Below are 21,319 nucleotides of genomic sequence, written 5' to 3' on the forward strand. Positions count from 1 at the left end.
GTCGCATTCGCTCAGAAGGATGGCCGATGCTGCGTTTCTTCCTGTTCGGCGCGCTGGTGCCGCTGGTGCTGATCGTCGGCTTCGCCGCCGTGATCGGCGGCTGGGCCTGGTCGGTGGTGCTGATCCTGCTCGGGGCCCTGCTGCTGCTCGGCGTCTACGACCTGCTCCAGCGCAAGCACTCGTTGCTGCGGAACTATCCGCTGCTCGGGCATCTGCGCTATCTGCTCGAGGAGGTCCGGCCGGAGATCCAGCAGTACTTCGTGGAGCGCAATTTCGACGGCCGCCCCTACGACCGCGAGGTCCGCTCGACGATCTACGAGCGCGCCAAGGGAATTCACGGCGAGCAGTCCTTCGGCACCGAGCGCGACCTGAACGCGATCGGCAGCGATTACCTGGTGCATTCGATCGCGCCGGTGCCCGAACCCGCGGAGCCGCCGCGGGTCATGGTCGGCGGGCCGGATTGCACTCAGCCCTACGCGATGTCGCTCATGAACGTCTCGGCGATGAGCTTCGGCGCGCTGTCGGCCAACGCCATCCGCGCCTTGAATCGCGGTGCGGCCCTTGGTGGTTTCGCGCACGACACCGGCGAGGGCGGACTCACCTCCTATCACCTCGACGGCGGCGGCGACCTGATCTGGGAGCTGGGGTCGGGCTATTTCGGCGCCCGCACCGAGGCGGGCGAATTCGACCCGGCGCGGTTCGCGGACAAGGCCGCCGACGACCGGGTGAAGGCAATCTCGTTGAAGCTCAGTCAAGGTGCGAAACCGGGCATCGGCGGCGTGCTGCCCGCGGCGAAGGTGACCGCGGAGATCGCCGGCTTCCGCGGCGTGCCCGCGCACGTGAAATGCGTGAGTCCACCGATGCATTCGGCCTTCTCGACGCCGCGGGAGATGATCGAGTTCATCGCGCGCCTGCGCGAACTGTCCGGCGGCAAACCGGTCGGCTTCAAGCTCTGCGTCGGCTCCCGGATCGACGTGATCGCGTTCTGCAAAGCGATGCTGGCCGAGGGGATCACGCCGGACTTCATCACCGTCGACGGCGCCGAGGGCGGAACCGCCGCCGCGCCACTGGAATACGAGGACCATGTCGGCCTGCCGCTCACCGACGGGCTGATGACCGTGCACAACGCGCTGGTCGGCACCGGACTACGGGACCGGATCAAGCTCGGCGCCAGCGGAAAGGTCGCCACCGCAAGCGATATCGTCATCCGGCTGATCCAGGGCGCCGACTTCACCAACTCCGCGCGGGCCATGATGATGGCGGTCGGCTGCATCCAGGCCATGGTCTGCCACACCAACAAGTGCCCGGTCGGCGTGGCCACTCAGGACCCCAAGCGCGCCCGCGCACTCGACGTGGCGGACAAGAGCCTCCGGGTTCAGCGCTATCACCAGGCGGTCGTCGAGCAGGCGGTCGGACTGATGGCCACCCTCGGTGTCCAGCAGCCGGCCGATCTCACCCCGCACATGCTGCGCAAACGGATCTCCGCCACCACCGTCCGCTCCTACGCCGAGCTGTACGAATGGCTCACTCCCGGAGAGCTTCTCGCCGAGACCCCGGCGGCCTGGCGCGAGGACTGGAATTACGCCTCGGCCGACTCGTTCCGGATCAACGCGCCGCATCCCGCCGCGCGATGAGTCGTCAGGCGACCTCGGTCGCGCAATCGCGGTGCGCGGCAACGCCATAGCCGGGCACGTTGATGCCGGGCACGTCCGCGCCCAGCGCGATGATCTGGTTCAACGTGTTGTGATGCTGCTGCACCTCGGCGATCTGGCCGTCCTGGAACCGGATCTCGCTGAGAAATGTTGCGTGGTAATGCCGTTGGCTCTCCACCGCGGTGAAGTCGCCCTCGATATTGGCGAACCAGGAGTGCGGCGCGGCGAACGGGCGCACGGCGATGCGGCACAGGCTGCCCGGCTGCCACAGCTCGGCGCTCCACCAGAGCATGCTCTCGCCCAGTTCCGCGCGGCCCTGGATGGTGTCCGGCAGGCCGGGCAGCTGCCACGGCGCGTGGAATCGCACGTCGGCGGTGACCAGGTCCAGGATCTGCTCGTGGTCCTGGAGGAAGAGGAGCTCGTAGAAGCGTTCGATCGCGGCGCGTTCGACTGCCGCGTCGGGTAGTCCGACGGAGCCGGTGCTCCGGGCGCCGATACGTCTCCGGTCCTGCGGAGCGGTTGTCATGCTGATCATCACAAGCCTTCCCATCGTGCCGGTCGATCGCTCGAAGATGAGTCAGCAAATCATGAGCAAACATGAGCCGTCAACGAGTATCCGGCAGATCCGCTGTGGCGCTCGCCACTGGTCAGCGCCACGCCCGGGCCGCACCGGCCTGGTTGCCGACCATCGTCGGCGGCCATAACCTGGGAATCGAATGTGTGCCAGGTCGGGCTGTGCCGTCGAGGTCGGGGCTCGGCGACCACCGGGGGAATGAAGTACCGCGTTTCGTGATCGGGGCCTGTGTCGATGTCGATGATTCTCTTTCTCCTCCTCCAGCCGTTCCTCGGCGATGAAGCCGCCCAGCAGTTGGCGATCCAGTTCCGGCTAGGCCCCGACAACTGACGGGGCTCCACTGGCGAAAGCGCACTCTCGCGGCCCGGTAAACTGCTGAGCGGGATAGTAAGTCGAGGGTGCGCAGCGGGAAGCGCACGGCGAACACAGGAGAAATCATGTCGAGTCGCCGCTTCCGATCCAGTGTTGCCGGGATTGTCATCCTGGTAACGGCACTGGTGGTTGCCGGTTGTTCAGCGTCGGAGTCGAAGAAGCCGGGATCGGCCGACCCCGCGCCTCCCGCCATCTCCATCACCCCGGCGTCGGGCGCGAAGGATGTCGATCCGAAGGCCCCGGTCCAGGTGACCGCGGGCGACGGCGTGCTGACCTCGGTCACCATGACCAACGAGAAGGGCAAGCCCATCGAGGGCATCTTCACGCCGGACAAGACGGCGTGGAAGCCCACCGAGCCGGTCGGCTACGGCCACTCGTACACGATCACCGCCGAGGGCCTGACCATCACCGGCCGCAGCGGCCCGCTGACCTCGACGTTCTCCACGCTGACGCCGAACAACCAGACCAAGGTGTACTTCGAGACCACCGGCGGCGGCCTGCTCGACGGCGGCACCTTCGGCGTCGGCGCGGTGATCGCCGCGCACTTCGACGAGGACGTCCCGGACCGGGCGCTCGCCGAGAAGCGGCTGAAGGTCACCACCACCCCGCAGGTCGAGGGCTCCTGGTACTGGCTGGACAACCAGCACGTGCACTGGCGGCCGAAGGAGTACTACCCGTCCGGCACGAAGGTCTCGGTCGAGGCGAACATCTACGCGGTCGACCTCGGCGGCGGCCTGTACGGCCAGGAGGACACCAAGGCGTCGTTCACCATCGGCGCCTCGCACGTCTCCATCGCCGACGACAACAACAAGCAGGTCCAGGTGTTCGAGAACGGCAAGCTGATCCGTTCCATGCCGACCTCGATGGGCATGGGCGGCAGCGAGAACGTCGGCGGCAAGACCATCACCTTCTGGACCCAGCCGGGCGTCTACACGGTGATGAGCAAGGCCAACCCGGTGATCATGGACTCCTCCACCTTCGGCCTGCCGGTCAACTCCCGGCTCGGCTACAAGGAAACCATCAACTGGGCGACCCGGATCAGCACCGACGGCATCTACCTGCACGAGCTGGCCTCCACGGTGTGGGCGCAGGGCAACACCAACACCTCGCACGGCTGCCTGAACCTGAGCCCGGAGAACGCGCGATGGTTCTACGACTTCGCGGTGCCCGGCGATGTGGTCGAGGTCCGCAACACCGGCGGCGCGCCGCTCGACGTCTGGCAGAACGGCGACTGGGGCGTGCCGTGGGATCAGTGGCAGGCCGGCAGCGCGCTGAAGTAGTAAGGCCAGCATCTTCGGACTGGCTCCCGACAAAACGTATGGGTCACTCGTAGCGTCGGAGTGTGGACGAAAACCTTGCCAACGACCTCGCCGAGCTGCCCGCACTGCTTGATGCGGTGCGGGAGTCGGCGACGGACATGCTGACCGGCATCGAGACGCGGCCGGTCGCGCGGGCGCCGAAAGCGGTGGGGGCCGAGGAGCTTCCGGAGCACGGCGTCGGCCTGCGCGCGGCGCTCGCGCGGTTCCGGGAGCGGTGGGAGCCGCAGTTCTCCGGGAGCGCGGGGCCACGCTACTTCGGTTTCGTCACCGGTGGCGCCACGCCGGCGTCGGTCGCGGGCGACTGGCTGACCGGGGTGCTCGATCAGAACGCCATGTCGGGCGAGGATTCCGCGGCGGTCGAGCTGGAACGCCAGACGGTGCGCTGGATCGGGCGGATGTTCGGGCTGGAGGAGCACACCGGGGCGTTCGTCAGCGGGGCGACCATGTCGAATTTCGTCGGCCTGGCCATCGCTCGGGAGTGGCTGGGTGAGCAGCTGGGGATTTCGGTGGCGCAGGCCGGAGTCGGCGCGCTCGGGGCGGTGCCGGTGCTGTCGGGGACGCCGCATTCCAGCATCGTGAAGTCGTTGTCCATGCTCGGAATCGGCCGGGACAGTGTGCGATTGGTGCCGACCCGGCCCGGGCGGGAGGCGGTCGATGTGGATCGGCTCGCCGAAGCGCTTGCGGCGCTGGATGGCCGGCCGGCGATCGTGGTCGCCAATGCGGGGACGGTGAATACCGTCGACTTCGATGATCTGCGCGCGATTGCCGTACTGCGGCAACGTTATCCGTTCTGGTTGCATGTCGACGGGGCGTTCGGCGCGTTCGCGGCGCTGACGCCGGAGCACGCGACGCTGGTCGATGGACTGGGCGAGGCGGACTCGGTGTGCGTCGATCTGCACAAGTGGTTGAACGTGCCCTACGACGCGGCGGTGCAGTTCACCCGGCATCGGGATCTGCAATTGCGGGTCTTCCTGAATTCCGCCGCGTATCTGACCGCCCCCAGTGACACACCGGATTTCGGACATCTGGTCCCGGAGAACTCGCGGCGGTTGCGCGCGCTCACCGCGTGGTTCTCGCTGACCGCGTACGGGCGCGACGGGCACCGGGACATCGTGCAGCGCAATATCGCCAGCGCGAACAGCCTGGCCGAGCAGCTCACCGCGAGTGGCCTGCTCCGGCTGGTCGCTCCGGTCCGGCTCAACGTCGCCTGCTTCACGCTGGCCGATCGGCCGACGTCCGAGCGGGTCGGCGCGCTGGTCGATGCGATCGCCGAGACCGGCGAAACCTTCGTGACCCCAACGGTTTACGACGGGCAGCCGGCGGTGCGCGCCGCGTTCAGCAACTGGCGGACGACCGACGCCGACGTGGACCGGGCGGCCAAGGCGATCATCGCGGCGGCACTCGCCCTGTCCTGATCGTCAGCCGGCCGCCTCGGTGGCGGGCGGCGCGTGGAAGCCCGGACCGGGGTGCGGCTCGACGTCGCGCGGGTCGATCTCGGTGCGGCAGTGTTCGCACACCGTCACCGGCGTGATCGCGTGACCGCAGGTGCGGTGTTCGAGAATCAGCGGCGGTCCGTCCGGGTCGGCCAGGTGCCGGTCGCCCCACGCCGACATCGCGATGATGATCGGATACAGCTCGCGCCCCGCGGCGGTGAGGTGGTAGTCGACCCGGCCGCCGCCCTCGTCGGTGCGGGCGAAGATGCCCGCGTCGATCAGCATGCGCAGGCGGCTGGTGAGCAGGTTGCGGTTGGTGATGCCGATATTGCGGGCGAAATCGCTGAACCGGCGCACGCCGAAGAACGCCTCGGCGATGACCAGGATGCTCCACCGGTCGCCGAGCAGCTCGACGACACGGGTCACCGAATCATCGGCCGGGCGTCGGATGGTCATGCGGTTATCTTCGCATCCGTCATCGGTATTGCATTCCTACTGTCGGTATCGGAATAATACTACCCAGCCGAGCGCAGCCAGGCACGGGCCGATGAAGGTGGGAGTCCCATGACGTCAGAACAGTCGATCGCCGATTACATCCGGTTGCTCGATCCCGCCGAGCGACCGGACCCCTATCCCCTGTTCGCCCGGCTGCGCGAGCGCGGACCGTTCCGGATCGGCACCGCGCCGGTCGTCATCGTGCCCGGCCACGCCGACTGCGCGGCCGTCCTGCGCGACCCGCGGGTGAGCGTCGACCGGTCGCTGGGGAAGCTGCAACTCAGCTCGATGCCGATCTACGACGCCTCGAATACCCCTGCGGAGCAGGTGAAACCGTCGTTCCTGTTCCTCGATCCGCCGGATCACACCCGGCTGCGGCGGCTGGTGTCGAAGGCGTTCACCCCGCGCGTGGTGCAGCAGCTCGAACCGCGGATCACCGAGATCGTCGACGATATCCTCGACAAGCATTCGGCGGCAGAGACATTCGACGCCGTCACCGAATTCGCCTACCCGCTGCCGGTGACCGTCATCTGCGAGTTGCTCGGTGTGCCGCTGGAAGACGAAGCGCAGCTGAGTCATTGGTCCTCGCTGCTGTCGCGCACACTGGACCCCACGTCCCGGCACGCCGCCGAACATCAGGTCGATCCGGCCGAATTGCAGCGCGCCGGAACCGAACTCAGCCGCTATTTCGAGCGTCTGACCGAACGCCGCCGCACCGATCCGGGACCGGACCTGCTCTCCCAGCTGATCGCGGCGGAGGACGCCGGGGACATGCTCACCCACGACGAGCTGATCTCCACCTGCGCGCTGCTGCTCGTCGCCGGGCACGAGACCACGGTCAACCTGATCGCGAATGCCACCCTCGCGCTGCTGCGCCGCCCCGCCGAACTCGCCGCGCTGCGCGCGAATCCCGAACGGGCACAGGGCGTTGTCGAGGAGACGCTGCGCTTCGATCCGCCGGTGCAGTTGATTCCGCGGATCGCCGCCGAGGATCTCCCGGTCGGCGACCTCACCGTCGAGCGCGGCGACCTGGTGGTGATGCTGATCGCCGCCGCACAGCGCGACCCCGCCGCGTTCCCCGATCCGGACCGCTTCGACCCGGCGCGCGACAGCCGCCACCTCGCCTTCGGACTCGGCGCGCACTTCTGCCTCGGCGCGCCACTGGCCCGGCTGGAAGCGCGGATCGCGCTCACCCGGCTCGCGCAACGCGTCGAATCACCGCGCCTGCCCACGGATCCGCCGGTCTATCGCGAACACGTGAACCTGCGCGGCCCGGCGCATATGCCGATCGAGTACGCCGCGATCCGGCCTCGTTAACCGTCGTAGGAGGTGTGCGGCGTCCATTCGCCGAGGGGCCGGGTCGCGGCGGCGTGCAGCGCCTCGGCGACCCGCTCCCTGGTGAACGCGCCCTCGCCGAGCACGCCGTTGATCTGCACCGCGACGGCGCGAAAACCCTTGGGCGCCAAGGTGGTATCCAGGCTGGTGACCAGATTCCGGACCGCCGCCTTCTGCACGCCGAGCGACGCCGCCTGATTCCACGGCTTGTCCGCCGCGGCACTCCCGGTGACCAGCACCCGCGCGCCCTCGGCGAAGAACGGCAGCGCCGCCTGGACGGCGGGCAGCAGCGCGGCCGCACCGATGGCGAAATCCTCGATCAACTCCGGCACCGACAGCTGCAACGGATCGGACTGCCGGAACATGCTCGGGTTGAAATGCAGCACGTCGATCCGGCCGTGCTGCTCCCCCACCGCGGTCACCACGCGGGCGATGTCGGCCGGATCGGACAGATCGACGCCGACGCCCTCCGCGTCGAAGCCCTCGCCGCGTAACTGTGCGGCCAGCGGCTCGGCCTCGGAGGGCAGTCGGCAGGCGAGGAATACCGCATAGCCGTCGTCGGCGAAAAGTCGGGCGACAGCCAATCCGACACCGGGACCGGCGCCGAGCACGAGAAGCACGGGAGCAGACATGATCCCGAGCCTAGAGCCCCAGTTGCCGCGCTCTCGTTTTCCGCTGCCTAACCGGGGATGATCTGGGTATTACGCGCGCGTGCGTACTCTCGAACGAGTCGGACGAGGAACAAGACGGCGAGGAACGATCCGTGGCGCGAGTGCCGAGGAAAGAGCAGGGCACAGAGTCTGCGGCGATGGCCGACGACGACACTGTCGAGTTTGCCCGGGTCACCGACCCGGACGCGCCGCGCGCGCGGCATCGGCGGGCGGCACCGAAAGCACGGCGGGTGGCCGCGAAACCACCACGTCGGGCGGAGAAACCGCATCGGCTGCGCAGTGCGGCGAAAATCGGGGTGCGGGTCGTCGTCTCGGTGACCGCGCTCGCGGTGCTTTCCGGCACCGGATTCGCCTGGTCGGCCAAGATCGACTTCAACAACGGGTTCAACCGCACGGACGCGATCGGCGCCGACGCGCCCCGCTCGCTCGGCGGTGACCTGAACATCCTGCTGATCGGCCTGGACTCGCGCAAGGATCAGAACGGCAACGACCTGTCGAAGGAGATCCTGGACCAGTTGCACGCCGGCGACAGCGACGACGGCGGCTACAACGCCAATTCGCTGATCCTGTTGCACATACCGGCGGACATGCAGAAGATCGTCGCGTTCTCCATCCCGCGCGACGACTACGTCGCGGTCTCCGGCATCCCCGGGTATGACCACGTCAAGATCAAAGAGTCGTACGGCCTGAAGAAGGCCGACGCGGAGGCCAAGCTGATCGCCAAGGGCGAGAAGGATCAGGTCACCCTCGAACGCGCAGGTCGCGAGGCCGGACGCGCGTCCATCGTGTCCACCGTCCGCAACCTGACCGGCGTGCCCATCGACCGGTTCGCCGAGGTCGCCCTCGCCGGGTTCTATCACCTGGCCGAGGCGCTCGGCGGCGTCGACGTGTGCCTGAACAAAGCGGTCGACGACAGCTACTACTCCGGCGCGAAGTTCCCCGCCGGGCCGCAGCACCTCAACGGTTCCGACGCGCTCGCGTTCGTCCGTCAACGCCACAACCTGGACAACGGCGACCTCGATCGGACACACCGGCAGCAGGCGTATCTCACCTCGGTCGCCAAGTCGCTCAAGGATTCCGGGACGCTGACCAATTTCGGCAAGCTGAACGACCTGATGAAGGTCGCGCACCAGGACGTGGTGCTCTCGGACAACTGGGACCTGCTCGATTTCGCCAAGAACCTGGGCGCGGCGGGCTCGATCTCGGTCGAGTTCCGGACGCTGCCGGTGTTGCGCTACGACAACATCAACGGGCAGGACGTGAACATCATCGATCCGGCCGCGATCAAGAAGGAAGTGCGGGCCGCGTTCGGGGTCCCCGCGCCGAGTACCACCCCGGCTCATCCACCGACCAGCACGGTCGACGTGCAGAACGCGGGCAGCGCGACCGGCATGGCGGGCAAGCTGTCCACCGCGCTGACCAACCGCGGCTATCGCGAGGGTGAGGTCGGCAACCTCGGCAGCACCCTCACCACGACCAAGGTCACCTACGGCGCCGGCGCCGAGGCGGACGCGACCCAGCTGGCCGAGACCCTCGGCGGGCTCACGCCGACCGCCTCGTCGAACGTCACGGCGGGACACATCCAGGTCACCCTCGGCAGCGACTTCACCATGCCCACCGAGTTGACCTCGAGCACGAGTACGCCGACCACCGCGTCGACCACCCAGGCCACGCCGTCGACCACCACCGACCCCGCGCCCGATGCCGGCAAGCCGGTCACCACGACGATCGGCAGCACGATCCCCTGCGTGAACTGACCTACTGCTCGACGAACGCCTTGATGCGGTTCAACGTCTCCCGCATGCCCTCGACGTTCGTCTTGGTGCGGGCGCGCCCGGCCAGCAGCGAATACACCCGCAGAACGGGGTTGCTGTGCAGGCGGAACGACTCGGTGACGTCGGTGCCGCCCTCGACCGTTTCGAAGCGGTAGGTCCAGGTGTTGATGGACATGCCGCCGGGGCCGAGCACCGTGAACGCGAATTCGCGGCCGGGGTCCGCGGCGATGATCCGGCAGACGGTCCAGTACTTGAGGCCCCAGCCGTTGCGGTTGACGTGCCCGCGGAACTTCACCCCGACGGCGGGTTCGGTAGCGCCGCCCAGCCATTCGGCGGCGAAGGTCTCCGGGCTGAATCGCCCGGTGTTGGTGATATCGCTGACCAGCGCCCAGATCTTGTCGGCGGGCGCGGCCATTCGCACTGTCACACTGTCCTGCATGCTCGAACGCTAGCAGGAGTAAGCGTTGCGCTACCGGGTGTCGGGGAGCGCGGTCAGTGCGTCGAATTCCGCGGCCCAGCGGTCCGGGTCGGACAGTAGCGCACCGGGCGGCAGCTCCCAGTAGGCGGCGAGCAGGTCGTAGCCGAGGTGGGCGGTGGCGGCGTGGGCAGGCCAATGCGCGGCGGTCCAGCGCGGGTCCTCGGTGGCCGAGTCGATTCCGGTGCGGGCGACGCCGACCAGTTCGAATTGCAGCTGCTGGGTCAGCGCGACGGCGGGGGCGCCCGCCGGTTCGGTGCGCGAAAGTTCCAGCAGGGCACGGGCGACCGCGCAGACGCGGATCTCGATCCAGCGGAAAGTGCGGCGGTGTGCGCGCGGGACGACGACGTGCGGCACCAGTACCGCGACGCCGACGCCGATCACGGTCTCGATGAAGCGATCCCGAATCAGCGGCGCGACGGCTCCCCCGGGTGTCGTGCCGACCGCGAGCAACGCGATCGGCGTGATGAAGATCGCGGCGAGGGCGTAGTTGCGCGGCACGAACAGCTCCATGCCGAACAGCAGCGCGGCGACCAGCGCGATGAGGGCGTAGCCGGTGAACGCGAGCTGGTGGATCACGCCGAAGAACACCAGGCCGACGACCGTCCCGACGAAGCGGTGGATGCCCCGCACCTTGCCGCGGACGCGGTCCGGGCCGATCTGCAACACCATCAGCGCGGTGAACACCGCCCAGTGCGGGCGGTCCTGGCCGAGCAGAGCGCTGAGTCCGCCGGCGACCAGGCAGGCGATGCCGACGCGGAAGGCGCTGATGGCGGCGTGCGAGTCGAACGAGAGCGAACGGCGCAGGCGGAACCAGACGCCGGGGCGAACGAACGAGATCAGCGGGTCTACGACCAGGTCGTTGGTGTCGTCGTAGGCGGGGCCGGCGAGGCGGCGGCGGGCGGCTACCAGGGTGGCCAGCAATTCCGAATCCGGTGTTCTGCTCGGCAATCCCGCGTCGTAGACCGCGGCCCAGGCTTCCGCGACCGCGCCGCCCGCTTGATGTCGCAGGTCGATGGCGGGGCGGCCGGCGGCACGCGCCGACAGGTAGGAGTCGACGGCGTGGATCGCGGCCTCGACGGCGACCCGTTCGGGCTTGCGCCGGTCGCGCAGCACACCGGCCATCGACGCCAGTACCGACGCACCGACGCCGAATGCCGTGCAGGACAACAGCGCCGCGGTCGAGATGCCCGCTTCGGCGGCCATCATCGCGCCGCCGCAGGCGATCACGAAGAGCAGCGCGCCGGGCGGACCGAGGCGCAACGCGTCGATGGCGTAGACGGCGACCACCGCGACGATCGTCAGCATGGCCACCGTGAGCAGCGAAGCGCCGAGTCCACCGGAGAGTCCGTGACCGAGCACCGCGCCGACGCCGCAGGACGCGAGCAGTGCGAGTCCGGCGGTGAGCACCACCCCGGCACGCATGCGATACGCCCGGCGTTCCCCGTACATCACCGCGAACGCACCGAACAGCACGAACAACGCCTTCTCCGGATGTCCCGCCGCCACGACCACCGCGGCGGGCAGCGCGAACGCCGCGGCGGACCGCAGGCCGGGACTCCAGCGCCGTCCCGCGGGCGGCAGCGCGAACAGCAATTCGCCGATGCGCCCTTGCGGCGGCAGTGGGTCGGAGACCGACGGGACCATGGACTTCCTTCCTGTTCGTCAAGCCTGGTTGCCGTTCCACCGTATGCGCGTGACGGCCACCACTGGACAGACGGTCCGTCGCGCGCCGGGTCGCTAGATTCGAAGAGTGACCGCTGACGCTCAGACCCGCCTCCACTCCTTCGCCGACGACGCGCTCGGCGAGCACGACGCGGTCGCGCTGGCCGAGCTGGTGCGCAGCGGGGAACGAAGTCCGCGCGAACTCGCCGCGGCAGCGGTGGAGCGGGCGCGCAAGGTCGAGGAGTTGGCCGCGGTCGCGTACGAGAGTTACGCCAAACCGCTGCTGCCCGCCGAGCGGACCGGGCCGTTGTACGGGGTTCCGACGTTCATGAAAGACAATGCCGACATCGCGGGTATGCCGACGACCCACGGCGCGCAAGCGTTCCAGGCCAAGCCCGCGCGGGCGCACGGGGCGTACACCCGCCAATTCCTCAGTGCCGGAATGACCGTGCTCGGCAAGAGCACGCTGCCCGAGTTCGGGTTCAACGCGACCACCGAGCCGCCGTTCGCGCGTCCGACCCGAAACCCTTGGCACACCGGCTATTCGGTGGGTGGATCGTCCGGCGGGTCGGCCGCGCTGGTCGCCTCCGGCGTGGTGCCGATCGCGCACGGCAACGACGGCGGCGGATCTATTCGGATTCCGGCGGCCTGCACCGGGCTGGTCGGGCTGAAGCCGAGCCGGGGGCGGCACATCGATTCCGCGCTGACCCGCAAGTTGCCGGTCAATATCGTCAGCGAAGGTGTGCTGACCCGGACGGTGCGCGACACAGCCGCGTATACCGCTGCGGCGGAACAGTATTGGAGTAACGCCGCGCTGCCGCCGATCGGGTACGTCGAGGGACCGGGGTCGACGCCGCTGCGTATCGCGCTGCTGCTGGAGAACATCGGCGGTTCGGTACCCGCGGGCCCGACCCGGGACGCGGTCGAAAAGGTCGCCGTCACACTGGAATCGCACGGCCATCACGTGGAACCGGTAGCCATGCCGTTCGATAACGCCTTGGAGACCGCGTTCCTCCAATACTGGGGCCTGCTCGCCACTTTCGTCGCCTCCACCGGCAAGCTCGCCGACCGAACCTTCGACGCTGCCCGACTGGACGACCTCACCCTCGGTCTACGCCGCTACTTCCTCCGCAGCGCCTGGCGCACCCCCGCCATGCTCTACCGACTACGCGCCGCAGCCGCCACTTACCAACGCGCCCTAGGCCCCTACGACGCCGTACTCCTCCCCACCCTCGGCCACGAAACCCCCGAACTCGGCTACCTCAGCCCCACCGTCCCCTTCGAAACCCTTCTCGACCGTCTACGCACCTACGTCTCCTTCACCCCCATCAACAACATCACCGGCACCCCCGCCATCACCCTCCCCGCCGGCCGCACCCCCACTGGCCTCCCCATCGGCATCCAACTGGCCAGCACCCACGGCAACGAACGCACCCTCCTCGAACTCGCCTACCTCCTCGAAGCCGAGCAGCCGTTCCCCCGCCTCGGCCAGTAGCAGGTGCCGGGCAGGAGCGAGCATCGAGTCGAGTCAAAAGATCGCTGTTCAAGATCAACCAACGCCATTTGACCCGCGTCAACCAACCCGCAGTCGGACTACCTGCATCGTGCAGCGTCCGAACGGCAACCCGGATTCGCAACCGGCCTAACGCACAGACCAAGCGACAGATAGGCCAACTTCACACACCTGCTTCATCTTTCGCACACCCCTCAGCGCAACATCAGTCATGCGAAGGATGAATCAGGTATGCGAAGAAAGCCACCGCTATCGTCTGAAGCGTTTGTGACGGGACCACAGCCAAGTGACCACGCTGGAACTGGACGCCGCGCATCCGACCGCGGAGGTAAGTCGGGTACGGCACACGGCGCGCCCGGCACTGCTTCAGTGAAAACCTGGGTAGGTCTTCAGCTTCCGAGCGCCAGGTCACTCTGGGAAATCTTAGGTGTACCCACCGGGTAGGCGAACCTGCTCCCCGGGAATGATCGGATGATGCTGGGCACGTCGCGCCGGGTCCCCGACCTACCTCCCGCAGTTGGGATGGGCAGCGTGGAGGTTCCGGCGTGGTTACTTGGCTGTGGTCCGGTTCAGAGAAGCTAGGGTCGTGCATCGAGTCGAGTCAAAAGGTCGCTGTTGAAGATCACTCAACGACCTTTGACTCGACTCGACAGTATTCGGGTGATAGCGGTAGGAATCACGGAGCGTGCGTACCTCGGGCGAGGGGTTGGATGCCCTGTGCGAGGTTTGGACGCTTTGTAAAATCGGGCATGCCGGCTAGTGGGTGTGACCGACCTCGGGGCGCTCGCGGTGGACGGGTCCGTGGGACTCGTCGCAGTGTTCCTCCAAGACCGGGAGTAGGCGGTCGGCGTTGGGGGTGGGGGCGGCGGAGACCAGTTGGGAGTGGTCGACCTGCAGTGTGGTGTGGGTGATTTCGTAGTCGTGGTCGAGGAGGCGTTCGATCTGCTGGCGCAGGCCGTGGCAGTCGGCGCCCGGTTGGACGAGCACGTGGGCGGACAGGGCGACGTTGCCGGAGGTGATCTGCCAGACGTGCAGGTCGTGCACCTCGTCGATGCCGGGCATCTCCACCAGGCGGCGGCCGAGGGCGTCGGGGTCGACGCCGGCGGGCGCGGCTTCGAGGAAGATGCGGCCGGATTCGCGGACCAGGCCGAGGCCGGCCTTCACCATCAGCGCGACGACGACCAGGGTGGCGATCGCGTCGGCGCGGGCGAATCCGGTGAGCAGCACGACGACGCCGGCGACAGCGGTCGCGATGAAGCCGTACAGGTCGTTGAGCACGTGCTGGAACGCGCCCTCGACGTTCAGGCTGGAGCGATTCGCTTTGCTGATCGCCCAGGCCGCAGCCACATTCACCACGATGCCGACGATCGCGGTGGCGACCACCAGTCCACCGGTCACTTCCGGCGGATCGAGCAACCGCCGAATCGCCTCGTAGGTCAACCAGCCCGCGAGGACCAGCAGTGTGATGCCGTTCGCCTGCGCGGACAGGATCTCGGCCCGTTTGAATCCATAGGTGTACTTGCCGCGCGCCGGACGCGCGGCCAGCCGGATCGCGGTGAGCGCCAGCACGATCGACGCCGCATCGGTCAGCATGTGCGCCGCGTCCGAGAGCAGGGCCAGCGAATTCGCCAGCAGGCCGATCACGACCTCGACCAGCATGAAACCGCCGATCAGCGCCAGCGCGACGGTCAGCCAGCGACGATCGGCATCGCCGGAAACCCCGTGCGAGTGCCCGTGACCGCCGTTCCCATGGCCGTGTCCGTGCTCGTGTTCATGTCCCATTAGCCGCCCGCTTTCATCACCGCCACGTATGCGCATATCTGCATCTGTTTACCCACCTTAGCCCACCCTATGCCGACCGCAGCCTACTACGTCGGATGACGTGGATCACAGGCCTGCGGTCGGCGGGCGGTCAGCTGTAGAGACCCTTCGCGAGCACCGGCCAGGACGCGACGAACGCGTCCTGCCAGTAGCCCCACGAGTGCGTGCCGGTCGGGGTGAAGTCGAAGGTGGCGGGGATGCCGAGCTGGTCGAGCCGGTTTTGCAGGTTGGCCGAGCAGGCCCGGATGCCCGCCTCGATCGCGCCGCCGACCACCAGCTGATCGGCCCACTGCGAAACGCCGGGCTTGATCTGGAACGGTCCGTCCAGGGTGTCGTGCGCGCCCGGCAGGCCACTGCCGCTGGAGACGAACAGGTTCACGCCGCGCAACTTGTCCGCGTGCACCAGCGGATCGTTGGCCGCCCAGAGCGGATCGCCGGGCGGGCCCCACATGTTGTCGATGGTGCCGCCGCCGCGTTCGACCGTCATCTGGACGAAGGCTTGCCCGATCGGGTCGCTGGTCTGCGCACAGCCGCTGTAGGAGGCGACGCTGCGATACAGCTCGGGCTTGGCGATCGACAACGCCAGCACCGAGGTGCCCGCCATCGAGAGGCCGGCGATCGCGTTCACCTTGTTCGTGCCGAGCGCGGCGTCGATCAGCGGCGGCAGTTCCTCGGTGAGGTAGGTCTTCCACTTGTTCGGGCCGAGCACCGGGTCGTAGTTGATCCAGTCCGTGTAGTAGCTGAACTGCCCGCCGACGATCTGCACCACGTTGATGTTCTTGTCGGACAGGAAGTCGAGGACATTGGTGCGCAACTGCCAGCTGGCGTCGTCGACGCCGCCGCCCGCGCCGTTCAGCAGGTACAGCGTCGGCCGGGCTTGCGAGGTATCGGCGGGCCGTTGAATGTCGACCGGGAAGGTGGCCCCGTCCATCGCCGCCGACCGCACCCAGATCCGGATATTGCGCCCGTCCGGTTGCTCGACCCGCGCGATCACCGACCCATCGGGCGCGGCGGGCGTATCGACCCATGTCGTACTCGGCGGGGCCGGTGCCTCCGCCTGCGCGCCGGCCGCGGTGCCGACACCCAGGCACAGCGACGCCGCCACGACTAGCGCCCTAGCTCGAAACCTCCACGTCGATCTGCGATCCACGAACACACTCCAAACACCCCGACCCACACGGCTCCGAACTCATTCACAACTCCCCCACCGTGTCGGTCGTTTGCCCAGGTCTGTTACCGGATGTTCGCCGGCACACAGCGCAGCGAAGGGACCACCTGGACGCGGGACAACCCTGCCGCGCCCAGGCGCCCTCCTAGGGGCGATCGCAAGATCCCCCCATAGCTCAGCGCGCTCCCTCGGCTCCGCGCCGCGCGACCGAGTCGATGGCGACCGAGATCGCGAGCACGGCACCGGTGACCATGAAGCGCACCGAGGAGTCCACGTTCAACAACAGCATGCCATTCGTAATCGATTGGATGACAAGAATTCCCAGCAATGCGGCATACGCACGGCCGCGTCCGCCGAACAGGCTGGTGCCGCCGATCACCGCCGCGGCGATCGCGTTGAGCAGGATGTCGCTGCCGCCGGAACTCTGGTTGACCGCGACCAGGCGCGACGCCGCCAGGATGCCGCCGATGGTGGCCAGCGCGGAGCAGCCGACGAAGGCAGAGATGCGAATCCAGGTCACGTTGATGCCGGCCCGGCGAGCCGCCTCCGCATTGCCGCCGACCGCGTACATCCGACGACCGAAGACCGTCCGCCGCAGGATCAGGTCGAGGCCGAGGACCAGTCCGCCGAAGATCACCAAGGTCAGCGGCACGCCGCGATCGGAATTCAGCACGATGACCGTGATGGCCAGCAGGATGCCGAGACCGCCGGAGCGCGCCACGATCCAGACCGGGGCGGTCACGTCGAGGCCGGCGTGTACCCGCTGATGCCGGGTGATCAGACTCGCGACTAGGTGTCCGCCCGCGAGCAACACCACCAGTAGCCAGCCGAGCACGGCGGGCAGCCAGGTATCGCTGATGGTCGCGATGCCGCGGTCGAACGGCAGGTTGACCGTGCCCTCCTTGCCGAGCAGATACAGCATCAAACCCTGCCAGCCGATCAACCCGGCCAGCGTGACCACGAACGACGGCATGCTCAGCATCGTCCGCATCAGCCCGTGCAGCAGACCGATCGCGGCGCCGACCGCGATGGCGGCCAGCACCGCGAGAATGACGTTCCAGCCGTGCCGCACATAGAGCAGCGTCATCACCACGGCGGTCAGGCCGCTGACCGAACCGGCCGACAGATCGATCTCGCCGAGCAGCAGCACCAGCACGATGCCGAGGGCGATGGTGCCGGTCGCGGCCATCTGCAAGGCCAGGTTGGTCAGGTTCTCCGCGGACAGGAAATGGGCGTTGAGGTGGTAGAACACCGCGCCGATGATGACCAGGCCGATCGCCACCGGCACCGATCCGACCTCGCCGCGCCGTAGCCGATCCAGCGCGGCATCGGCTAGCCCGCGCCCTTGATTTCCCTGCCAGACCGGCCTTTTCATTACTACGTCACTCATGCAGCTGCTCCCGTGATCGCTGCCACGATATCTTCTTGAGTCGCTTTAGCGGTCTCGAACTCACCTGCGTTGCGGCCGAGCCGCAAGACCACCACGCGGTCACTGACCGACCGCACGTCGACCAGGTTGTGTGAAATCAACAGCACGCCCAGGCCGCGCTCGCGCAATCGCCCGATCAACGCGAGCACCTGCGCGGTCTGTTCGACGCCGAGCGCCGCGGTCGGTTCGTCCAGGATCACCATCCGCGGCCGTCCGAGCAGCGCCCGCGCGATGGCGACCGACTGCCGTTGCCCGCCGGACAGCGCGGACACCGGTGCGCGCACGTCCTTGATCTTCACATCCAGCGAGGCGAGCAGATCCCTTGCGCTGCGCTCCATTTCGATCTCGTCGAGCATGCTGCAGATGCTGGTCTCCGCGCCGAGATGCAGGTTGGCGACGACGTCGAGGTTGTCGCACAGCGCGAGATCCTGGAACACCGTGGTGATGCCGAGCGCCTGCGCGTCCTGCGGGCGGGTGATCCGGACCGGCTCGCCGGCGAAGACGATCTCGCCCTCGTCGGCCACGGTCACCCCCGAAATCGCCTTCACCAGTGTCGATTTGCCCGCGCCGTTGTCCCCGACCAGGGCGACCACCTCACCGGCGTTCACCTCGAGATCCGCGCCGGCCAGGGCCTGCACCGCGCCGTAGCGCTTGGTCAGGCCGCGGGCCGACAGAACCGTTGTGGGAGCTGTCATTTGATACCTGCGGCCTGGCAGGCTGCCGCCACGTCGGGCGTGCAGATATCGGCGACGGTGTATAGGCCGTCCTTGACGATGGTGTCCTTGATGTTGTCCTTGCCGACCGCGATGGCGTCGAGCAGGTAGGACGGGATGTCGGTCGCGCCGTTGTTGGTTTTGGCCGGGGCCGTGGGCTTTTCGCCCTTCGCGAGGGCGACGGCCAGCTCTGCGGCCTTCTCCGCCTGAGCGCGGTAGTCCAGGTAGATGGTCATGGTCTGCTCGCCGGTCAGAATCCGTTGCACGCCTGCGAGTTCCGCGTCCTGTCCGGTCAGCGGCGGCAGCGTCGCGTAACCGGCGCGCTTGAGCGCCGCGATCGCACCGCCGGCCATGCCGTCGTTGGCCGAGTACACACCGACGATCGCGTCCTTGCCGAGCGCGGTGATGGCCTGCTCCATCTGCTGCTGCGCCTTGTCCGGCGACCAGTCGGGGGTGTCGAACTCGCGCCCGATCTTGACCTTGCCGTCCAGCGCCTCGTGCGCCCCCTTCTTGTAGTCGCCCGCGCTGGGATCGGTCGGCGAACCGTTGATCACCACCAGCTGGCCCTTGTCCGTGGTGCCGCGCTTGCTCAGCTCGGCTAGCAACGCCTCGCCCTGCACCTTGCCGACCTTCACATTGTCGAAGGACACGTAGTACTCGTAGCTGATGCCGGAGATCAGCCGGTCGTAAGCGACCACCGGGATCTTCTTCTGCCGCGCCGTGTTCACCTGTGGCGCAACGGCATCCGCGTTGACCGCGTCGAAGACCATGACGTCCGCGCCCTGGGTGAGCGCGGATTCGAACTGGCCCTGCTGTTTGGCCGCGTCTTGATCGGCGTTGAAGTAGAGCACCTTGCAGTTGCCGCAGAGCTGCTTGACCTTCGCCTCGAACAGCGGGCGGTCGAAGGCTTCGTAACGGGTGGTCTTGGATTCCGGGAGCAGCAGCGCGATCGTCGGGGAGTCGCTGCCCGATTTCGCGTCTTTGGTGCTGTCGCCGGAGCTACAGCCTGCCGCCAGGACGAGTGCGGCCGCCGCCGCGGTGAGGAGCTGAATTCGACGCATGAGGTCACCGTGCCGAGAGGAGAGTGAGAGCGCCCGGTTGAGCGTTGGTAAGAAAGGTAGTTTACTAACACCGAGGTGTCCAGTGGTACGAGCAGGAGGATTGATGAGTAGGGTCGGCAATCCCCAGCTCCTTCGGACGATGAACGAGCGGTTGCTGCTCGACTACCTGCGGCTCAGCGGGCCCGCCTCGCGCGGTGAGCTAGCCAAGGCCAGCGGATTGTCGAAACCGACAGTGTCGGCGGCGCTTTCGGGACTCGAGCACGCCGGGCTGGTGCAGTTGGTCGGGTCGCTCAGCGGCCGGCCGGGGCCGACCACCGCACTCTACGACGTGAACGTGCGCGCCGGTGTGGTGTCGGGCATCGACATCGGCCGCAACTGGATCCGCCTCGCCATCGCCGACTTGCGCGGCGACTTCATCGGCCGCCGCGATGTGCGCAACTCCGCGCGTTCGGCCGCCGATCTGGTGCGCCGGGTGCGGGCGCTGGCCGACGAGGTCGCCGAGGAGGCCGGGGTCGACTGGTCGGACGTGCACTACGCGGTCATCGGCAGTCCCGGCGTGCTCAACCCGGACACCGGGCGCCTCGACTACGCGCAGAACCTGCCGGGCTGGGGGCGCGCCGGGCTGGTCGGGCAGCTGCGGGACGCGCTCGAGGTCGAGTCGACCATCGAGAACGACATCAATCTCGCCGCCGTCGGCGAGCTCACCTTCGGCGCGGGTGCGGGCGTGCGCAACTTCGTGCTCATCTCGATCGGCACCGGTGTCGGCATGGGCATCGTGATCAACGGCGAGCTCTATGTCGGCAATACCGGTGCGGCGGGCGAGGTTTCGTTCCTGCCCGCGACCGAGGTCGACGCTCCCCCACTCGATGCGCGCGAGCGCGGCATGACCGAAACCGTCGCCGCGGCAGGCGGAGTCGCCCGGGCGGCCGAACAGGCCGGTCTGCCCGGAGCTTCCGCCAAGGAAATCTTCGGCGCTGCGGCCGCGGGTGACCCGCGGGCCCTCGCGGTGGTCGAATCCGAGGGACGGCGGATCGGCGCGCTCATCACCGCCGTCGCCTCGATCCTCGACCCGGAACTCGTTGTGCTGAGCGGTGGTATCGGCAACAACCTCGATCTGCTCGGCACCGCCATCGCACGCCGGATGGCCGAACTCGGGCCGCTGAACCCGCGCATCGTCGCCAGCACGCTCGGCGACGATGGGGTCCTCACCGGCGCGGTGTCGCGCGCGCTGTCGGTTGCCAGGGATCGGCTGTTCGAAAGACGTTCGACAGGAGCCTGATTCAGCGGGCGCTCAGCGGCGGACCGTACTGCGGGCCCTTCGGCTCGGCGAAGACGGAGGGGCACGTGCGGCGCATGCGGTCCATCGAGCCGTTGAGGGAGGTCAGGGCGGCGGTGACCGAGTCGGCGACCGGCTGGGCCGGGTTGCCGTTGTCGAGGACGGCGGCGAAATCGGACAGCGAGTTGTGCAGTTGACCGCCCGCGGTGGCGACGTCGCGGTAGGCGCTGCCGATGAGCGGGGAGCCCATCCGGTCGACCACCGGGTTGATCGTGTTCGAGACCTGGTTGGACAGCCACATACCCTGGGTTACACGGGTTTTCACGTCGCTGACGTCGCCGCGGGTGGCAGCCGGGCCGAGTCCGTCGAGTTGTTCGGACAGTTGACGGAAGGTGTCGCGCAGGCCCGCGACGGCCTGGCCGCCGAGTGCGCAATCCGCGGTGTCCGCGTTGGCGACTCGGTCGCGCAGGCCGTCGGTCGGCCCGGAGCTCGAACACGCGCTCAGCAGCGCGGCGGCGACCAGGAACAGCGCGGCCATGGTCGTCACGCCGAGGGAGCTCCCCCGGCGTGAC

Annotated in this window: 18 protein-coding genes; 7 read left to right on the plus strand and 11 right to left on the minus strand. The window is 68.0% G+C overall.

Annotation, left to right across the window (positions count from 1 at the left end):
* The first annotated feature begins 26 nt into the window (after positions 1 to 26).
* Positions 27 to 1,634, plus strand: a complete 1,608-nt coding sequence (locus tag F3087_RS20020) for an FMN-binding glutamate synthase family protein (RefSeq protein WP_150403523.1) — start codon at positions 27 to 29, stop codon at positions 1,632 to 1,634.
* A gap of 4 nt (positions 1,635 to 1,638) precedes the next feature.
* On the opposite strand, the gene F3087_RS20025 is transcribed toward F3087_RS20020, so the two are convergent.
* A complete protein-coding gene (locus F3087_RS20025; protein WP_191094061.1) occupies positions 1,639 to 2,178 on the minus strand; it encodes a nuclear transport factor 2 family protein in 540 nt (179 codons plus the stop codon).
* 485 nt (positions 2,179 to 2,663) lie between these two features.
* Here F3087_RS20025 and F3087_RS20030 point away from each other — a divergent pair, with 485 nt between their 5' ends.
* Together F3087_RS20030 and F3087_RS20035 are read left to right on the plus strand one after the other, a co-directional pair.
* On the plus strand, positions 2,664 to 3,878 hold the full coding sequence (locus F3087_RS20030; RefSeq protein ID WP_150403525.1) for a L,D-transpeptidase: 1,215 nt from the start codon (positions 2,664 to 2,666) through the stop codon (positions 3,876 to 3,878).
* 62 nt (positions 3,879 to 3,940) lie between these two features.
* Positions 3,941 to 5,332, plus strand: a complete 1,392-nt coding sequence (locus F3087_RS20035) for a pyridoxal phosphate-dependent decarboxylase family protein (RefSeq protein ID WP_191094062.1) — start codon at positions 3,941 to 3,943, stop codon at positions 5,330 to 5,332.
* A gap of 3 nt (positions 5,333 to 5,335) precedes the next feature.
* On the opposite strand, the gene F3087_RS20040 is transcribed toward F3087_RS20035, so the two are convergent.
* Complete coding sequence (locus F3087_RS20040) at positions 5,336 to 5,806, minus strand: winged helix-turn-helix transcriptional regulator (protein ID WP_150403526.1); 471 nt, start codon at positions 5,804 to 5,806, stop codon at positions 5,336 to 5,338.
* Positions 5,807 to 5,914: 108 nt separating this feature from the next.
* Between F3087_RS20040 and F3087_RS20045 the strand changes: the two genes are divergently transcribed.
* Positions 5,915 to 7,162: a cytochrome P450 gene (locus F3087_RS20045; protein WP_150403527.1), complete on the plus strand. Its 1,248-nt coding sequence runs from the start codon at positions 5,915 to 5,917 to the stop codon at positions 7,160 to 7,162.
* Here F3087_RS20045 and F3087_RS20050 read toward each other — a convergent pair.
* Positions 7,159 to 7,812, minus strand: a complete 654-nt coding sequence (locus F3087_RS20050; RefSeq protein ID WP_150403528.1) for an SDR family NAD(P)-dependent oxidoreductase — start codon at positions 7,810 to 7,812, stop codon at positions 7,159 to 7,161. The genes F3087_RS20045 and F3087_RS20050 overlap by 4 nt on opposite strands.
* A 176-nt stretch (positions 7,813 to 7,988) precedes the next feature.
* Here F3087_RS20050 and F3087_RS20055 point away from each other — a divergent pair, with 176 nt between their 5' ends.
* Positions 7,989 to 9,608, plus strand: a complete 1,620-nt coding sequence (locus F3087_RS20055) for an LCP family protein (RefSeq protein ID WP_150403529.1) — start codon at positions 7,989 to 7,991, stop codon at positions 9,606 to 9,608.
* Between the two features lies 1 nt (position 9,609).
* Here the strand turns inward: F3087_RS20055 and F3087_RS20060 are convergent, their stop codons facing one another.
* Complete coding sequence (locus F3087_RS20060; protein ID WP_150403530.1) at positions 9,610 to 10,065, minus strand: SRPBCC family protein; 456 nt, start codon at positions 10,063 to 10,065, stop codon at positions 9,610 to 9,612.
* Between the two features lie 30 nt (positions 10,066 to 10,095).
* Positions 10,096 to 11,748 (minus strand): FUSC family protein, encoded by a 1,653-nt coding sequence (locus tag F3087_RS20065; protein WP_150403531.1) that lies wholly within the window; start codon positions 11,746 to 11,748, stop codon positions 10,096 to 10,098.
* Positions 11,749 to 11,854: 106 nt separating this feature from the next.
* On the opposite strand from F3087_RS20065, the gene F3087_RS20070 reads away from it, so the two are divergent.
* Entirely contained in the window at positions 11,855 to 13,261 is a 1,407-nt protein-coding gene (locus F3087_RS20070; RefSeq protein ID WP_150403532.1) for an amidase, read from the plus strand.
* A gap of 774 nt (positions 13,262 to 14,035) precedes the next feature.
* Here F3087_RS20070 and F3087_RS20075 read toward each other — a convergent pair.
* From F3087_RS20075 to F3087_RS20095, 5 genes are all read right to left on the minus strand, one after another.
* The gene (locus F3087_RS20075; RefSeq protein ID WP_150403533.1) at positions 14,036 to 15,061 is read right to left on the minus strand and encodes a cation diffusion facilitator family transporter; all 1,026 of its coding nucleotides are present in this window, start codon (positions 15,059 to 15,061) and stop codon (positions 14,036 to 14,038) included.
* A 130-nt stretch (positions 15,062 to 15,191) separates the two neighbouring features.
* On the minus strand, positions 15,192 to 16,205 hold the full coding sequence (locus tag F3087_RS20080) for an alpha/beta hydrolase (RefSeq protein ID WP_396897568.1): 1,014 nt from the start codon (positions 16,203 to 16,205) through the stop codon (positions 15,192 to 15,194).
* A gap of 238 nt (positions 16,206 to 16,443) precedes the next feature.
* Positions 16,444 to 17,658, minus strand: a complete 1,215-nt coding sequence (locus tag F3087_RS20085) for a sugar ABC transporter permease (RefSeq protein WP_223885216.1) — start codon at positions 17,656 to 17,658, stop codon at positions 16,444 to 16,446.
* The gene (locus tag F3087_RS20090) at positions 17,655 to 18,392 is read right to left on the minus strand and encodes an ATP-binding cassette domain-containing protein (protein ID WP_150403534.1); all 738 of its coding nucleotides are present in this window, start codon (positions 18,390 to 18,392) and stop codon (positions 17,655 to 17,657) included. Before F3087_RS20090 ends, F3087_RS20085 begins: the two co-directional genes overlap by 4 nt.
* The gene (locus F3087_RS20095; RefSeq protein ID WP_150403535.1) at positions 18,389 to 19,471 is read right to left on the minus strand and encodes a sugar ABC transporter substrate-binding protein; all 1,083 of its coding nucleotides are present in this window, start codon (positions 19,469 to 19,471) and stop codon (positions 18,389 to 18,391) included. Before F3087_RS20095 ends, F3087_RS20090 begins: the two co-directional genes overlap by 4 nt.
* A gap of 103 nt (positions 19,472 to 19,574) precedes the next feature.
* On the opposite strand from F3087_RS20095, the gene F3087_RS20100 reads away from it, so the two are divergent.
* A complete protein-coding gene (locus F3087_RS20100) occupies positions 19,575 to 20,750 on the plus strand; it encodes an ROK family transcriptional regulator (protein WP_150403536.1) in 1,176 nt (391 codons plus the stop codon).
* Between the two features lies 1 nt (position 20,751).
* Here the strand turns inward: F3087_RS20100 and F3087_RS20105 are convergent, their stop codons facing one another.
* The gene (locus F3087_RS20105) at positions 20,752 to 21,294 is read right to left on the minus strand and encodes a hypothetical protein (RefSeq protein ID WP_150403537.1); all 543 of its coding nucleotides are present in this window, start codon (positions 21,292 to 21,294) and stop codon (positions 20,752 to 20,754) included.
* Positions 21,295 to 21,319 lie beyond the last annotated feature (25 nt).

This window comes from Nocardia colli, assembly GCF_008704205.1.
GTDB classification, from domain to species: Bacteria; Actinomycetota; Actinomycetes; order Mycobacteriales; family Mycobacteriaceae; genus Nocardia; species Nocardia colli.

Coding starts and splice junctions, on each gene's coding strand:
- F3087_RS20020 (WP_150403523.1), top strand. CDS start 27: ATGCTGCGTTTCTTCCTGTTCGGCGCGCTGGTGCCGCTGGTGCTGATC.
- F3087_RS20025 (WP_191094061.1), bottom strand. CDS start 2,178: ATGACAACCGCTCCGCAGGACCGGAGACGTATCGGCGCCCGGAGCACC.
- F3087_RS20030 (WP_150403525.1), top strand. CDS start 2,664: ATGTCGAGTCGCCGCTTCCGATCCAGTGTTGCCGGGATTGTCATCCTG.
- F3087_RS20040 (WP_150403526.1), bottom strand. CDS start 5,806: ATGACCATCCGACGCCCGGCCGATGATTCGGTGACCCGTGTCGTCGAG.
- F3087_RS20045 (WP_150403527.1), top strand. CDS start 5,915: ATGACGTCAGAACAGTCGATCGCCGATTACATCCGGTTGCTCGATCCC.
- F3087_RS20050 (WP_150403528.1), bottom strand. CDS start 7,812: ATGTCTGCTCCCGTGCTTCTCGTGCTCGGCGCCGGTCCCGGTGTCGGA.
- F3087_RS20055 (WP_150403529.1), top strand. CDS start 7,989: ATGGCCGACGACGACACTGTCGAGTTTGCCCGGGTCACCGACCCGGAC.
- F3087_RS20060 (WP_150403530.1), bottom strand. CDS start 10,065: ATGCAGGACAGTGTGACAGTGCGAATGGCCGCGCCCGCCGACAAGATC.
- F3087_RS20065 (WP_150403531.1), bottom strand. CDS start 11,748: ATGGTCCCGTCGGTCTCCGACCCACTGCCGCCGCAAGGGCGCATCGGC.
- F3087_RS20075 (WP_150403533.1), bottom strand. CDS start 15,061: ATGGGACATGAACACGAGCACGGACACGGCCATGGGAACGGCGGTCAC.
- F3087_RS20085 (WP_223885216.1), bottom strand. CDS start 17,658: ATGAGTGACGTAGTAATGAAAAGGCCGGTCTGGCAGGGAAATCAAGGG.
- F3087_RS20090 (WP_150403534.1), bottom strand. CDS start 18,392: ATGACAGCTCCCACAACGGTTCTGTCGGCCCGCGGCCTGACCAAGCGC.
- F3087_RS20095 (WP_150403535.1), bottom strand. CDS start 19,471: ATGCGTCGAATTCAGCTCCTCACCGCGGCGGCGGCCGCACTCGTCCTG.
- F3087_RS20100 (WP_150403536.1), top strand. CDS start 19,575: ATGAGTAGGGTCGGCAATCCCCAGCTCCTTCGGACGATGAACGAGCGG.